Annotated in this window: 18 protein-coding genes; 10 read left to right on the top strand and 8 right to left on the bottom strand. The window is 59.3% G+C overall.

Features of this window, described 5'->3' with window-relative positions; translation table 11 throughout:
• Positions 1-5 precede the first annotated feature (5 nt).
• From mlaD to BM017_RS01140, 3 genes are read right to left on the bottom strand one after another with little or no spacing between them, the layout of a single operon-like run.
• Entirely contained in the window at positions 6-473 is a 468-nt protein-coding gene (gene mlaD, locus BM017_RS01150) for an outer membrane lipid asymmetry maintenance protein MlaD (RefSeq protein WP_017845975.1), read from the bottom strand.
• Positions 473-1270: a lipid asymmetry maintenance ABC transporter permease subunit MlaE gene (gene mlaE, locus BM017_RS01145; protein WP_003188592.1), complete on the bottom strand. Its 798-nt coding sequence runs from the start codon at positions 1268-1270 to the stop codon at positions 473-475. Before mlaE ends, mlaD begins: the two co-directional genes overlap by 1 nt.
• A complete protein-coding gene (locus BM017_RS01140; RefSeq protein WP_003171811.1) occupies positions 1270-2079 on the bottom strand; it encodes an ATP-binding cassette domain-containing protein in 810 nt (269 codons plus the stop codon). Before BM017_RS01140 ends, mlaE begins: the two co-directional genes overlap by 1 nt.
• Before the next feature lie 298 nt (positions 2080-2377).
• Here BM017_RS01140 and BM017_RS01135 point away from each other — a divergent pair, with 298 nt between their 5' ends.
• The 10 genes from BM017_RS01135 (at position 2378) to BM017_RS01090 (ending at position 9386) form a co-directional block, all read left to right on the top strand.
• Entirely contained in the window at positions 2378-3352 is a 975-nt protein-coding gene (locus BM017_RS01135; RefSeq protein WP_092240746.1) for a KpsF/GutQ family sugar-phosphate isomerase, read from the top strand.
• Positions 3353-3877 carry a KdsC family phosphatase gene (locus BM017_RS01130; RefSeq protein WP_058414321.1) on the top strand — a complete coding sequence of 175 codons (525 nt, stop codon included), beginning with the start codon at positions 3353-3355 and terminating at the stop codon, positions 3875-3877. It abuts the gene before it with no gap.
• Positions 3878-3885: 8 nt separating this feature from the next.
• Positions 3886-4458, top strand: coding sequence for an LPS export ABC transporter periplasmic protein LptC (lptC, locus tag BM017_RS01125; protein WP_071491151.1), 573 nt, complete (start codon positions 3886-3888; stop codon positions 4456-4458).
• Positions 4445-4978 (top strand): lipopolysaccharide transport periplasmic protein LptA, encoded by a 534-nt coding sequence (gene lptA / locus BM017_RS01120; RefSeq protein WP_032893554.1) that lies wholly within the window; start codon positions 4445-4447, stop codon positions 4976-4978. The genes lptC and lptA overlap by 14 nt, the downstream gene beginning before the upstream one ends.
• Positions 4978-5703 carry an LPS export ABC transporter ATP-binding protein gene (gene lptB / locus BM017_RS01115; RefSeq protein WP_016974288.1) on the top strand — a complete coding sequence of 242 codons (726 nt, stop codon included), beginning with the start codon at positions 4978-4980 and terminating at the stop codon, positions 5701-5703. Before lptA ends, lptB begins: the two co-directional genes overlap by 1 nt.
• A gap of 184 nt (positions 5704-5887) precedes the next feature.
• The gene (locus BM017_RS01110; RefSeq protein WP_016974289.1) at positions 5888-7381 is read left to right on the top strand and encodes an RNA polymerase factor sigma-54; all 1494 of its coding nucleotides are present in this window, start codon (positions 5888-5890) and stop codon (positions 7379-7381) included.
• A 75-nt stretch (positions 7382-7456) separates the two neighbouring features.
• Complete coding sequence (gene hpf / locus BM017_RS01105) at positions 7457-7762, top strand: ribosome hibernation-promoting factor, HPF/YfiA family (RefSeq protein WP_092240743.1); 306 nt, start codon at positions 7457-7459, stop codon at positions 7760-7762.
• 10 nt (positions 7763-7772) lie between these two features.
• Positions 7773-8237, top strand: coding sequence for a PTS IIA-like nitrogen regulatory protein PtsN (ptsN, locus tag BM017_RS01100; protein ID WP_092240741.1), 465 nt, complete (start codon positions 7773-7775; stop codon positions 8235-8237).
• 2 nt (positions 8238-8239) lie between these two features.
• The gene (gene rapZ / locus BM017_RS01095; protein WP_092240739.1) at positions 8240-9097 is read left to right on the top strand and encodes an RNase adapter RapZ; all 858 of its coding nucleotides are present in this window, start codon (positions 8240-8242) and stop codon (positions 9095-9097) included.
• 16 nt (positions 9098-9113) lie between these two features.
• Entirely contained in the window at positions 9114-9386 is a 273-nt protein-coding gene (locus BM017_RS01090) for an HPr family phosphocarrier protein (protein WP_058422993.1), read from the top strand.
• 44 nt (positions 9387-9430) lie between these two features.
• Here BM017_RS01090 and BM017_RS01085 read toward each other — a convergent pair whose 3' ends face one another.
• From BM017_RS01085 to BM017_RS01065, 5 genes are read right to left on the bottom strand one after another with little or no spacing between them, the layout of a single operon-like run.
• A complete protein-coding gene (locus BM017_RS01085) occupies positions 9431-10324 on the bottom strand; it encodes a ZIP family metal transporter (protein ID WP_071491150.1) in 894 nt (297 codons plus the stop codon).
• 31 nt (positions 10325-10355) lie between these two features.
• Positions 10356-10967, bottom strand: a complete 612-nt coding sequence (locus BM017_RS01080; RefSeq protein ID WP_071491149.1) for a superoxide dismutase — start codon at positions 10965-10967, stop codon at positions 10356-10358.
• 1 nt (position 10968) lies between these two features.
• Entirely contained in the window at positions 10969-11397 is a 429-nt protein-coding gene (locus BM017_RS01075; RefSeq protein ID WP_092240737.1) for a hypothetical protein, read from the bottom strand.
• 27 nt (positions 11398-11424) lie between these two features.
• Positions 11425-12801, bottom strand: coding sequence for a class II fumarate hydratase (locus tag BM017_RS01070; RefSeq protein WP_092240735.1), 1377 nt, complete (start codon positions 12799-12801; stop codon positions 11425-11427).
• A complete protein-coding gene (locus BM017_RS01065; RefSeq protein WP_071491146.1) occupies positions 12794-13189 on the bottom strand; it encodes a FagA protein in 396 nt (131 codons plus the stop codon). The genes BM017_RS01070 and BM017_RS01065 overlap by 8 nt, the downstream gene beginning before the upstream one ends.
• Positions 13190-13324: the final 135 nt, after the last annotated feature.

Below are 13324 nucleotides of genomic sequence, written 5' to 3'. Positions count from 1 at the left end.
ATTCCTCATTTGGCGTCTTTATTGACCGTATTAAGCAGGAATTTACCGATCAGGTCCTCAAGCACCAGCGACGACTGTGTGTCGTGGATTGTCGAGCCATCCTTGAGCAGGGCTGTTTCCCCACCCACGCTGATACCGATGTATTTCTCGCCCAGCAGACCCGCAGTGAGAATAGATGCAGTGGAGTCAGTCGGCAGATTATCTACCTTCTTGTCCAGTTGCATCGTCACTCGGCCGGTGAAGCTGTCGCGATCCAGATCGATTGCCGTGACCTTGCCGATGGTCACACCGGCCATGGTCACTTTAGCTCTGACAGTCAAACCGGCGATATTGTCGAAGTATGCGTAAAGTTTATAAGTGTCGGCAGTGGGGCTGGCCGACAGGCCGCTGACGCGCAGGGCCAACAAGAGTAAAGCCAGGATGCCAGCCAGCAAGAAAAGGCCGACACCGATTTCCACAGTGCGGTTTTGCATCAGAAATCTCCAAACATCAAGGCGGTCAAAATGAAGTCAAGGCCCAGTACCGCCAGCGAGGCGTACACAACGGTCTTGGTGGTGGCGCGACTGATCCCTTCTGAGGTGGGCTCACAGTCATAGCCTTGGAATACGGCGATCCAGGTGACAACAAAGGCGAACACGATGCTCTTTATGATGCCGTTGAGCACGTCGCCAGTGAACGTCACGCTGTTCTGCATGTTGGCCCAGTAGGAGCCGTCGTAGACGCCCAGCCAGTCCACCGCCACCCACGAACCACCCCAGATCCCGACCACGCTGAAGATCATCGCCAGCAGTGGCAGGGAAATGAAGCCGGCCCACAGGCGTGGGGCAACAATGTACTTGAGCGGGTCCACGCCGATCATTTCCAGGCTGGACAGCTGTTCGGTGGACTTCATGTTGCCGATTTCGGCAGTCAGCGCGGAGCCCGCGCGCCCGGCGAACAGCAGGGCGGTCACCACCGGCCCCAGTTCACGCAACAGCGTCAGGGCGACCATCTGCCCCACCGCCTGCTCCGAACCATAGCTGGACAGGATATTGAAGCCCTGCAACGCCAGCACCATGCCAATGAACACCCCGGAGACCACGATGATCACCAGGGACATCACGCCCACCGAATGCAACTGCTTGACCAGCAGGCCAAAGCCGCCGCCAATGCCGCCACGGCCGAGCAATGCGTGGAACAGGAAAATCGTCGAACGGCCCAGCACTTCGACGATGTCGATGCCCGAGCGACCGAAAAGGCGAACCTTCTCGATAAGAGATGTCTTGCGCATCAGCGCTTCCCCAGAAGATCTGAGCGGTAATCCGCCGCCGGAAAGTGAAAAGGCACCGGGCCATCAGGATCGCCGGTCATGAATTGGCGAATGCGCGGGTTGTCGGCGTTCATCAGCTCTTCGGGCGTGCCCTGCCCCAGCACCTGGCCATCGCCCACTACATAGAGGTAATCGGCAATGCTCGCGGTTTCTGCAAGATCGTGGGAGACCACGATGCTGGTGATGCCCAGTGCATCGTTGAGCAGACGGATCAGACGCACCAGCACGCCCATGGCGATGGGGTCCTGGCCGACGAAGGGCTCGTCGTACATGAGAATCTGCGGGTCGAGGGCGATGGCACGCGCCAGCGCCACACGGCGCTTCATCCCACCAGACAATTCATCGGGCATCAGGTCGATGGCGCCGCGAAGGCCTACGGCCTGCAGTTTCAGCAACACAATGTCACGAATCATCTCATCGGACAGCTGGGTATGCACCCGCAGCGGAAAGGCCACGTTCTCGAAAACATCAAGATCGGTGAACAGCGCACCGCTCTGGAACAGCACACCCATGTGCTTGCGTGCATCGAACAGATCGCTGCGCGACAGCGTCGGCAGGTTCTGGCCGTTGACCCACACTTCTCCCGCACTGGGGCGCAATTGCATGCCCATCAGGCGCAGCAGCGTGGTCTTGCCGCAACCGGAAGGCCCCATGATGCCCGTGACCTTGCCGCGCGGAATGCGGATATCGACGTTATTGAAGATGCTGCGCGTCCCGCGCTTGAAGGTCAGTCCCTTCAGCTCGACCGCGTAGGCGTTATCGGCACTCATCTAAACTCCTTGGGATGCAGCCTCTCACTCAGACACCACGCTTGCGACAAACGTTTGCAACCTTTGTGCAATAGTTGGCCACGTGGGCTGGGCGGACCGAACTGGCGGCGAACTATATCACTGCTGGTACAAGGCGCCCAAGGCCGGAACAGTGCTTGTTCAGATTGGGGACAGGGAAAAATCGTTGCTGGGGTTGAATCTCAAGCACATTGCGAACAAACCCTGACGAACTTGCGTGAGGGAATTGATCATTACCGCTATAATCGCCGACTTTTCGTCAGGCTATACGATTTCAGACATGAGCCAATCCAGCGACCTTATTCAATCCGCACAACGCACCATCCGCCTCGAGCTTGAAGCCGTAGAAGGCTTGCTGACGCATATTGACGCGGATTTCGTACGCGCCTGCGAGATGATTCTGGCCAGCAAGGGCCGCGTCGTGGTGGTCGGCATGGGCAAGTCGGGCCACGTCGGCAACAAGATCGCCGCCACCCTGGCCAGCACCGGAACCACCGCGTTTTTCGTGCACCCGGCCGAAGCCAGCCACGGCGACATGGGCATGATCACCAAGGATGACATCATCCTTGCCCTGTCCAACTCCGGCACGACCAACGAAATCGTGACCCTGTTGCCGCTGATCAAACGCCTGGGCATCAAGATGATCAGCATCACCGGCAACCCGGAGTCGACGCTGGCCAAGGCCGCCGAAGTGAACCTGAACGTCCACGTGGACCACGAGGCCTGCCCGCTGAACCTGGCACCCACCTCCTCCACCACCGCGGCACTGGTCATGGGCGATGCCTTGTCCGTAGCACTGCTGGAAGCCCGGGGGTTTACCGCTGAAGACTTCGCGTTTTCCCATCCAGGCGGCGCCCTGGGCCGCCGCCTGCTGCTGAAAGTGGAAAACGTCATGCACTCGGGCGATGAATTGCCTCACGTCCAGCGCGGCACCCTGCTGAAAGACGCGCTGATGGAAATGACCCGCAAGGGCCTGGGCATGACCGTGATCCTCGAGGCCGATGGCCGCCTGGCCGGGGTCTTCACCGACGGCGACCTGCGCCGTACCCTGGACCGCACGATTGATATCCACACCGCCACCATCGACGCGGTAATGACACCCCACGGCAAGACCGCGCGCCCCGAGATGCTGGCAGCCGAAGCCTTGAAGATCATGGAAGACCACAAGATCGGCGCGCTGGTGGTGGTTGATGGCGACGACCGCCCGATTGGCGCCCTGAACATGCACGACTTGCTGCGTGCAGGAGTGATGTAGATGACCAGCGACCTGTTGCAACGCGGCAAAAATATCAAACTCGCGATTTTCGACGTTGACGGTGTGCTGACCGACGGCCGCCTGTACTTTCTCGAAGACGGCAGCGAATTCAAGACATTCAACACGCTGGACGGCCAGGGCATCAAAATGTTGATGGCGGCGGGCGTGCAAACGGCAATTATCAGCGGCCGGAAAACGCCCGTTGTGGAACGGCGTGCACAAAACCTGGGGATTCCTCACCTGTATCAGGGCCGCGAGGATAAACTGGTGGTTCTGGACGAGCTTCTTGGCCAACTCAACCTAAGCTATGAGCAGGTCGCCTACTTGGGTGACGACCTGCCAGACCTGCCGGTGATTCGCCGAGTAGGCCTGGGCATGGCCGTCGCCAATGCGGCGGCGTTTGTTCGCGAACACGCCCATGGCATCACCAGCGCCCGCGGCGGCGAAGGTGCCGCCCGCGAGTTCTGCGAGCTGATCCTGCGTGCCCAGGGCAGCCTTGAAGCGGCCCACGCCGCCTACTTATAGAGCGTTTTATGCCGAGCAAAAAGATTCGCAACTTCCTGTTATTCGGGGTCATCGCCGCGCTGTTCCTGGCGGTGGGCTACTGGAATATCAGCCCGGAGCGCTTTCTCGACCAGCCTGCTGCGCAGGTTGACGAGGGCGCTATCGACTATTACGCCATCAATGCCAAAAGCGTGCAGTTCCTGCCTGACGGCAAGGTGCAATACGAGATGACCTCGGACAAGGTCGAGCATGTGAAGGCCACCGAAGTCACCTTGCTGACCAACCCGGACATGAACATTTACCGCGGTACCGAGTTCCCATGGCACGTCACCAGCAAGCGTGGCGAGGTCAACCCGGACGGTACCGAGGTGGAACTGATCGACTCGGTGCGCATTGCGCGCACTGACGATAAAAGCCGTGAGACCGTGATTACCAGCAGTCGCATGACCGTATTCCCGCAGAAGCAATATGCGCAGACCGAGCAAGACGTTAGAATCGACGGCGCTGGCGGTGTATCGACTGGCAAGGGAATGAAAGCGTATTTGAAAGAAAGCAGGATACACCTGCTATCGAACGTAAGAGGACAGTATGAGGCTCGTTAAAACTCTCCCTATTTTGCTCGGCCTGGGCGCAGCACTGGGAAGCGTGAGCGCCTGGGCTCTGCCGAACGATAGCCAGCAGCCGATCCACATTTCAGCTGATGATGCGCAACTGGATGACAAGCAAGGCGTGGCCACCTACACCGGCGGCGTGATCATCACGCAGGGTTCGATGAAAATCACCGGCAATACCGTGACGCTTACGCGCACCAAGACCGGCGATATCGATGTCGTGACCTCGGTCGGCAACCTGGCTTACTTCGAACAGAAGCAGTCCGCGACCGATACCGGACCGATGAAGGGCTACGGCAAGACCATCCAGTACCATGCCCAGCAGAACCGCATCGTCCTGATCGACCAGGCCAAGGTGCTCAGCCCCGATGGCAACTCCACGGAAGGTGAGAAGATCACCTATGACACCGTGAAACAGATTGCAAACGCCGGTCGTGCCAATGGCAACAAGGTCACCGCGCCTCGTCCACGGATCGACATGGTTATCCAGCCGAAGAAGAAGGCCGAGTAATGGCAACCCTGAAAGCCCAGCATCTGGCCAAGGCCTATAAAAGCCGTCAGGTCGTGCGCGACGTCAGCCTGTCGATCGACAGCGGCCAGATCGTCGGCTTGCTCGGCCCTAACGGCGCCGGCAAGACCACTTGCTTCTACATGATCGTCGGCCTGGTCCAGGCGGACCAGGGGCGCGTGCTGATCGATGACCTGGACGTGAGCCACCAGCCAATGCACGGCCGCGCCCGTGCCGGTATCGGCTATCTTCCACAGGAAGCGTCGATCTTCCGCAAACTGTCGGTGTCGGACAATATCATGGCGATCCTCGAGACCCGCAAGGAACTCGACCGTGACGGCCGTCGCAAGGAGCTGGAAAGCCTGCTGCAGGAGTTCCACATCAACCATATCCGCGACAACCTCGGCATGAGCCTGTCCGGTGGTGAGCGTCGCCGCGTGGAAATCGCCCGCGCCCTGGCCACTGCACCCAAGTTCATCCTGCTGGACGAGCCGTTTGCCGGCGTCGACCCGATCTCGGTCGGCGACATCAAGCAGATCATCCATCACCTCAAGGCCAAGGGCATCGGCGTGCTGATCACCGACCACAACGTCCGTGAGACGCTCGACATCTGCGAAACCGCCTATATCGTCAATGACGGCCAGCTGATTGCCGAAGGTGATTCCGCCACAATCCTGGCCAATGAACTGGTCAAGGAAGTGTATCTGGGTCACGAGTTCCGCCTGTAAACACCGTGGTGTCACGGCGTTCGCCAAGGTGCGCGGGAGTCAATGAAAACCTCCGGATTTTTATTGTTACCGCGCTCTAGGCAAAGCACCCGACATCAGGCATATAATTTGCTTATGTTTGGCGCTCACGCGCCCTGTCGTGGATGGCGCATTGCGCCGGCGAATAAGGTGTTAAGCCCCTGCCATGAAACCATCGCTAGTCCTGAGAATGGGCCAGCAGCTGACGATGACACCGCAGCTGCAACAGGCCATCCGCCTGCTCCAATTGTCGACCCTGGACCTGCAACAGGAAATCCAGGAGGCCCTGGAGTCCAATCCGATGCTCGAACGCCAGGAAGAAGGCGACGACTTCGATAATGCAGACCCGCTGGCCGATAACATCGAGCAAAAACCCAATTCCGACGTGCAGGAACCCTCCTACCAGGAAACCGCCCCCACGGTGGACAACCTTGAGGAAGGCGAATGGAACGAACGCATTCCCAACGAGCTTCCGGTCGACACCGCCTGGGAAGATGTCTACCAGACCAGCGCCAGCAGCCTGCCCAGCAACGACGATGACGAGTGGGATTTCACCACCCGCACCTCTGCCGGCGAGAGCCTGCAGAGCCATCTGCTATGGCAACTGAACCTGGCACCGATGTCGGACACCGATCGCCTGATCGCCGTAACCCTGATCGACTGCATCAACAATCAGGGTTATCTAGACGAGACGCTCGAAGAAATTCTTGAAGCCTTCGACCCCGAACTGGATATCGAACTGGACGAGATCGAAGCCGTCCTGCACCGCATCCAGCAGTTCGAGCCTGCCGGTATCGGCGCGCGCACCCTCAGCGAATGCCTGCTGCTGCAATTGCGCCAGCTGCCGGCCAAGACCCCATGGCTCGCCGAGGCCCAGCGCCTGGTCACCGACTACATCGACCTGCTGGGCAGCCGCGACTACAGCCAGTTGATGCGCCGCATGAAGCTCAAGGAAGACGACCTGCGCCAGGTCATCGAGCTGGTACAGAGCCTCAACCCGCGCCCTGGCTCGCAAATCGAGTCCAGCGAAGCCGAGTACGTGGTTCCCGACGTGATCGTGCGCAAGGACAACGAGCGATGGCTGGTGGAACTGAACCAGGAGTCGGTGCCACGCCTGAGGGTCAACCCGCAATATGCCGGTTTCGTCCGCCGCGCCGACACCAGCGCCGATAACACCTTCATGCGCAACCAGTTGCAGGAAGCCCGCTGGTTCATCAAGAGCCTGCAAAGCCGCAACGAAACCCTGATGAAAGTCGCCACCCAGATCGTCGAGCACCAGCGCGGCTTCCTGGAATACGGCGACGAGGCGATGAAGCCGCTGGTACTGCATGACATCGCCGAAGCGGTGGGCATGCATGAGTCGACCATTTCACGCGTGACCACGCAGAAATTCATGCATACCCCACGGGGTATTTATGAACTGAAATACTTTTTCTCCAGCCACGTCAGCACCTCCGAAGGCGGTGAATGCTCGTCCACGGCGATCCGCGCGATCATCAAAAAACTGGTTGCCGCGGAAAATCAGAAAAAGCCATTGAGTGACAGTAAGATCGCTGGTTTACTGGAGGCACAAGGCATTCAGGTCGCCCGTCGAACCGTCGCCAAGTACCGCGAGTCCCTCGGGATCGCGCCTTCCAGCGAGCGTAAGCGTTTGATGTGACGGGCGGGCCACAGCGTTCCAGTGGCAGGCGCCTTTGCCTGCCGCTTTATGCACTGGCAACGAAGGAGAAGCTGTATGCAAGTCAACATCAGTGGACACCATGTAGAAGTCACCCCTCCACTACGCGACTATGTCGAGCAGAAGCTGAGGAAGCTTGAGGGTCATTTCGACAAGATCACCAACGTGCAGGTCATCATGAAGGTCGACAAGCTTCAGCAGAAAATCGAAGCGACTCTTCAGATACCCGGTGGAGAAGTGGTCGCCAATGCCGAACATGATGACATGTATGCAGCAATCGACTTGCTCACCGACAAGCTTGACCGCCAACTCAAAAAGCATAAGGAAAAGAATCTGAGCCTGCTTCAGGGCACAGGTCGTTAACTCTCCCCCCATGATCCGACTTGAAACCATCCTGACCCCCGGCCGTTCCCTCGTGAACGTGCCGGGTGGCAGCAAGAAGAAAGCCCTCGAACAAATTGCCAACCTGATCGCGCGCGAAGTGCAGGATCTGGAGATGCAGGATGTCTTCGACGCGTTGATTGCCCGTGAAAAACTCGGCTCCACCGGTTTTGGCAACGGCATCGCCATTCCTCACTGTCGCCTCAAAGGCTGCGAAACACCTGTCAGTGCCCTGCTGCACCTGGAAGCCCCCATCGATTTCGACGCCATCGACGGTGCGCCGGTAGACCTGCTGTTCGTCCTGCTGGTCCCGCAAGCCGCTACCGATGCGCACCTGGAACTGCTCCGGCAGATCGCCAGCATGCTCGACCGCAAGGAAGTACGCGACAAACTGCGTAGCGCCAGCAGCAATGAGGCGTTGTACCAGGTTGTCCTGGATGAACAGAGCGGGCAGTAACCATGCGCTTGATCATCGTCAGCGGCCGCTCCGGCTCGGGTAAAAGCACCGCCCTCAACGTTCTTGAGGACAACGGGTTCTATTGCATCGACAACCTGCCCGCTGGCCTGCTGCCAGAGTTGGCGGAACGCGCCTTGATCCATACCGAACTGGCCCAACCGCTTGTCGCCGTTTCGATTGATGCCCGTAACCTGCCCAGCCACCTCGAGCGATTCCCGCAATTGCTCGAGGAAGTGCGGGGCAAGCACATTCATTGCGACGTGCTGTACCTGGACGCCGACGAAGAGACCCTGCTCAAACGCTTCTCCGAGACCCGCCGGCGCCACCCCCTCAGCAGCTCCCATCGCTCTCTGGCCGAAGCCATCGAAGACGAAACCAAGCTGCTGGGACCGATCATTGACCTCGCCGACCTCAAGATAAACACCACCAGCCTCAACCTGTACCAGTTGCGCGATGCCATCAAGCTGCGCCTGCTGAACCAGCCGGAGCCGGGCACGGCATTCCTCGTGGAGTCGTTCGGGTTCAAGCGCGGCATGCCGGTCGACGCCGACCTGGTGTTCGATGTGCGCTGCCTGCCTAACCCGTACTGGAAACCGGAGCTGCGTGACCAGTCCGGGCTGGATCAGCCCGTGGCCGATTACCTGGCGGCGCAACCGGATGTGGAGGAGATGTTCCAGGATATTTCCACCTACTTGCTCAAATGGCTGCCACGCTTTGCTGCAAGCAACCGCGCCTATGTCACCATTGCCATTGGCTGCACTGGCGGCCATCACCGCTCCGTCTACCTGACCGAGCGCCTGGGCCAGGTGCTGCAACAAACTCTCAAGAACGTCCAGGTCCGCCACCGCGACCTTAGCTGAAAGGAACACCCCCGCGATGCCCGCTCTGGAAATTGAAATCATCAACAAGCTGGGCTTGCACGCCCGCGCCTCGGCCAAGTTCGTGGGCGTAGCAGGGCAGTTCCCCTGCCAGATCCGCGCCGGGCGTACACCGGAATCCATGGTCGACGGCAAGAGCATCATGGCCATGATGATGCTGGCGGCCGGCAAGGGCACCCGGATTCACTTGAAGACGGAAGGCGAGCAGGAAGACGAAGCAATGGCCGCGCTGGTGGCGCTGATCAACAATTACTTCGACGAAGGTGAATAACCCTCTGTAGAAGCGAGCTTGCTCGCTCCTACAGTAGACTTTACCTACCCCAAAGCGGTGTCCATCACCATCATCAAGCAAAAACCGATGCACAGGCCCAGGCTGGCGAGTTTTTCGTGACCATTGCGTCGCGATTCGGGGATGACTTCGTGGGTCACCACCAACAGCATCGCGCCAGCAGCCAGGGCCAACCCCAAAGGCAACAACACTTCGGCCAGGCTGACCAGCCAGGCGCAGAGCACAGCGAATACGGGCTCCACCAGACCTGATGCAGCGCCGATCAGGAACGCCTTGACCCGCGACATTCCCGCCCCGGCCAACACCAACGCAATCACCAGTCCTTCGGGCACGTCCTGCAACGCGATGCCCATGGCCAGGCTGTCGGCATCCGGCATGCCACCACCGGCGGAAACGCCTACCGCCATGCCTTCGGGGATGTTGTGGGCGATGATGGCGAACACGAACAACCAAATTCGCGGAGGAATTACCGGCTTGTCCGGCGTGCCCACCAGCATTTCCGGACTCGCCCCGGAGACCTTACGGTCAACCAAGTACAACCCGAATGCTCCCAGCATGATGCCAAAGCTGATCAAACCACTGGCACCCCACGGTGAGAGCCCCAGGCTTTCAGCCGCGGCAATGCCCGGGACGATCAGCGAAAACGCCGTCGCCGCCAGCATCACCCCTGCACCAAAACCCAGCAATGTGTCGCTCAGCGCCACCGGCATGCGTCGGATCACCAGTACCGGGACCGCGCCCAGCGCCGTCCCCAGAGCGCAAATGGAGCCGCCTTGCAGGGCGCGCAGGATACGCGGTTCCAGGTTCAGCCAGGCCAGCCCGTGGGCCACCAGCAATGCAGTACCTGCCAATAGCAGCAGCGAGCCAAACGCATAACGAAACATTCGTCCGCTGCTGATCGCCAGTGTGTCAGTCCCCATAGTCGGCCTTAGATCTTGTCGAGGGTGGTTTTCAGGCCAAAGCGGCCTGATAGCGGGCGGCAACTTCTGGCCAGTTGATAACACTGTAGAAGGCATTGATGTATTCGGGGCGGCGGTTCTGGTACAGCAGGTAGTAGGCATGCTCCCAGACGTCCAGACCGAGGATCGGTGTATTGCCGTTCATCAATGGACTGTCTTGATTACCACTGCTCTCCACCACCAGAGTCTTTTGCGGGGTGACGCTCAGCCAGGCCCAACCGCTTCCGAAGCGCGTCAACGCGGCTTTGGTGAAGGCTTCCTTGAAACTCTCAAAACCACCCAACTGTTCGTCGAGGGCTTTGCCCAACGCACCTTCGGGCTTGCCACCGCCTTTGGGCGACATCACCGCCCAGAACAACGAGTGGTTGGCATGGCCGCCGCCCTGATTGATCACCGCTGCGCGCAGTTTTTCCGGCAGTTGCTGCACGCTGGACACCAGTTTCTCGACCGGCCAGCCCGCAAACTCGGTGCCTTCGACCGCTGCGTTGAGGTTATTGATGTAAGTCTGGTGGTGCTTGGTGTAGTGAATCTCCATGGTTTGCGCATCGATATGCGGTTCCAGGGCGTCATACGCGTAAGGCAAGGCAGGCAAGGTGTAAGTCATTTCAATGTGCTCCGTAGTGGGGCGTGGCGGGCTGCGCCGCAGTACCGCCCAGCAAGCGATGGGTGCGAGGGTATTCGCCGTGATCGCTGATGAAATTCAACAGTTCGACATAGGTTTTGCTGCTCTGGCGCAGCGCCGCTTCCCGCAACTGCGGGCTCAGGCGCGGGTCCTGCATGGTCTGCAACAGACGCTGGTGGATAGCGCAAAGGTATTCCGCGCTTTCTTCCGGCTGGTTCAGCCGCAGGTGCAGGTCCGCCAGGTTGTGATGGGAAATGACGCAAGCCGCCACTGCTTCGTCGGCATCTGCCCAGCGCTCGAACAGCACTTGGGCCAGGGCCAGGGCTTGCAAGTAAGCCTCGCGAGCGTCAACCAATTCACCCGCCATAAAGCAGCGATTGGCCCGTTCGATCGTGCGTTTCCAGTGCTCCATGGTGAGCCTCCAAAGCAGAGTCGGTGATTACACGCCGCCGGCCGTGAGCTTTTCCGGATCCAGCAGGATTTCCAGTTGGCTGCGCGGCAAGTCGGTGTGCTCAAGGGCGACATCAATCACCGGACGGCCCTGCTGATAGGCCTTCTTGGCGATTTCAGCGGCCTTTTGGTAACCGATGATCGGGTTGAGTGCGGTGACCAGGATCGGGTTGCGCGACAGCGCTTCCTTGAGCTTGGCCTCATTGACCTTGAAGCTGGCAATGGCCTTGTCTGCCAGCAAACGACTGGAGTTGGCCAGCAACTCGAGGCTGCTGAGCAGGTTATTGGCGATGATCGGCAGCATCACATTCAGTTCGAAGTTGCCCGACTGGCCGGCGACCGTGATGACCGTATCGTTGCCGATGACTTGTGCGGCCACCATCGCGGTGGCTTCAGGGATCACCGGGTTGACCTTGCCGGGCATGATTGACGAACCAGGCTGCAGGCCTTCCAGCTCGATTTCCCCCAGGCCTGCGAGTGGGCCGGAGTTCATCCAGCGCAGGTCGTTGGCGATTTTCATCAGCGACACGGCGGTGGCTTTCAACTGCCCGGACACAGCGACGGCGGTGTCCTGGGAGCCAATCAGGGCGAAAAGGTTCTTGCCCGGGGTGAATTTCACACCGGTCAGGCTGCTCAATTGCTGACTGAAACGCACCGCGAATTCCGGGTGTGCGTTGATTCCGGTGCCGACCGCAGTACCGCCCTGAGCCAACGCTTGCAAACTCGGCAGAAGGTCCTGCAAATGCCCGATATTGGCCTTGAGCTGCTGCGCCCAACCGTTGAGCACCTGGCTCATGCGCACCGGCATGGCGTCCATCAAGTGAGTGCGGCCAGTCTTGATGAACGGGTGAACCTCTTGCGCCTTCTGCTCGATCACCTGCACCAGATGCAACAGTGCGGGCAGTGTTTGCTCATGCAGCACCAGCGCGGCGCTGACGTGGATCGTGGTCGGAATGATGTCGTTGCTGCTTTGGCCGCAGTTCACGTGGTCATTTGGGTTGACCGGCTCACCCAGCAAGCGGCTGGCAAGGGTTGCAATCACTTCGTTGGCGTTCATGTTGGAGCTGGTGCCGGAGCCGGTCTGGAAGATGTCCACCGGGAAGTGCTTCATGAAGTCGCCTTCCAGCAAGCCTTGGGCGGCATCGACGATGGCCTTGCCCTGCCCTTCGCTGATCTGCTTGAGGTCAACGTTAACCTTGGCAGCAGCTGCCTTTGCCAGGATCAGAGCGCGAATGAATTGCGCGGGCATACGTTGATGACTGATTGGGAAGTTGTTCACCGCGCGCTGGGTTTGTGCGCCATACAAGGCTTCGGCAGGCACCTGCAGTTCGCCCATGCTGTCGCGTTCGATACGGGTGTTACTCATCGTTAGATCCTTGCACCAGGTCAGAAACAGAAATGGAAGGCAGCAATTCGCAGGTCGCCAATTGCCAGGCAAAGGTCTGCCAGCGCTTGAGGCGGCAGGCACAGTGGGAGAGTTTTTCCAGGTCGCGCAGCGGGCGCCAGGCCTGGTCCAGGCACAGGGAACGCCAATGCCACGGCAGTGCGATATCGCTGGCAGTGTCGAGCAACAGGCGGAATGAGGTTTCAGCGATCGTCCACGGATGGGTCGCGGTGCAGCACGCCAGGTATCGACCCTCATTGAGGTAGTGTTCGATCAGGCGCGGCTCGTTGGGGTCTAGGCCGCAACGAATCTGGCGACTCATCCAGCGCCAGCTCTCCAGGTAAGGATCCTCATGCAGGACAGAACTCATGATCCACGCTCACTCGGTAATGATATTTATTATTAAATGATATTGAGAATCAAAACAAGAGTAGCAGGATAATCCTCCTGACACGCAGCCACAAAAAAAGGCGCGCCATCTATAAAGATGGCGCGCCTTCTTGTT

This window comes from Pseudomonas sp. NFPP04 (genome assembly GCF_900113815.1).
Lineage (GTDB): Bacteria > Pseudomonadota > Gammaproteobacteria > Pseudomonadales > Pseudomonadaceae > Aquipseudomonas > Aquipseudomonas extremorientalis.
The sequence above is the reverse complement of the archived record's forward strand: the minus strand, read 5'-3'. Positions and strand labels throughout refer to the sequence as shown.

Excerpts from the sequence above, each read along its gene's own strand:
- mlaD (WP_017845975.1), bottom strand. The coding sequence starts at position 473 with ATGCAAAACCGCACTGTGGAAATCGGTGTCGGCCTTTTCTTGCTGGCT.
- mlaE (WP_003188592.1), bottom strand. The coding sequence starts at position 1,270 with ATGCGCAAGACATCTCTTATCGAGAAGGTTCGCCTTTTCGGTCGCTCG.
- BM017_RS01140 (WP_003171811.1), bottom strand. The coding sequence starts at position 2,079 with ATGAGTGCCGATAACGCCTACGCGGTCGAGCTGAAGGGACTGACCTTC.
- BM017_RS01135 (WP_092240746.1), top strand. The coding sequence starts at position 2,378 with ATGAGCCAATCCAGCGACCTTATTCAATCCGCACAACGCACCATCCGC.
- BM017_RS01130 (WP_058414321.1), top strand. The coding sequence starts at position 3,353 with ATGACCAGCGACCTGTTGCAACGCGGCAAAAATATCAAACTCGCGATT.
- lptC (WP_071491151.1), top strand. The coding sequence starts at position 3,886 with ATGCCGAGCAAAAAGATTCGCAACTTCCTGTTATTCGGGGTCATCGCC.
- lptA (WP_032893554.1), top strand. The coding sequence starts at position 4,445 with ATGAGGCTCGTTAAAACTCTCCCTATTTTGCTCGGCCTGGGCGCAGCA.
- lptB (WP_016974288.1), top strand. The coding sequence starts at position 4,978 with ATGGCAACCCTGAAAGCCCAGCATCTGGCCAAGGCCTATAAAAGCCGT.
- BM017_RS01110 (WP_016974289.1), top strand. The coding sequence starts at position 5,888 with ATGAAACCATCGCTAGTCCTGAGAATGGGCCAGCAGCTGACGATGACA.
- hpf (WP_092240743.1), top strand. The coding sequence starts at position 7,457 with ATGCAAGTCAACATCAGTGGACACCATGTAGAAGTCACCCCTCCACTA.
- ptsN (WP_092240741.1), top strand. The coding sequence starts at position 7,773 with ATGATCCGACTTGAAACCATCCTGACCCCCGGCCGTTCCCTCGTGAAC.
- rapZ (WP_092240739.1), top strand. The coding sequence starts at position 8,240 with ATGCGCTTGATCATCGTCAGCGGCCGCTCCGGCTCGGGTAAAAGCACC.
- BM017_RS01090 (WP_058422993.1), top strand. The coding sequence starts at position 9,114 with ATGCCCGCTCTGGAAATTGAAATCATCAACAAGCTGGGCTTGCACGCC.
- BM017_RS01085 (WP_071491150.1), bottom strand. The coding sequence starts at position 10,324 with ATGGGGACTGACACACTGGCGATCAGCAGCGGACGAATGTTTCGTTAT.
- BM017_RS01080 (WP_071491149.1), bottom strand. The coding sequence starts at position 10,967 with ATGACTTACACCTTGCCTGCCTTGCCTTACGCGTATGACGCCCTGGAA.
- BM017_RS01075 (WP_092240737.1), bottom strand. The coding sequence starts at position 11,397 with ATGGAGCACTGGAAACGCACGATCGAACGGGCCAATCGCTGCTTTATG.
- BM017_RS01070 (WP_092240735.1), bottom strand. The coding sequence starts at position 12,801 with ATGAGTAACACCCGTATCGAACGCGACAGCATGGGCGAACTGCAGGTG.
- BM017_RS01065 (WP_071491146.1), bottom strand. The coding sequence starts at position 13,189 with ATGAGTTCTGTCCTGCATGAGGATCCTTACCTGGAGAGCTGGCGCTGG.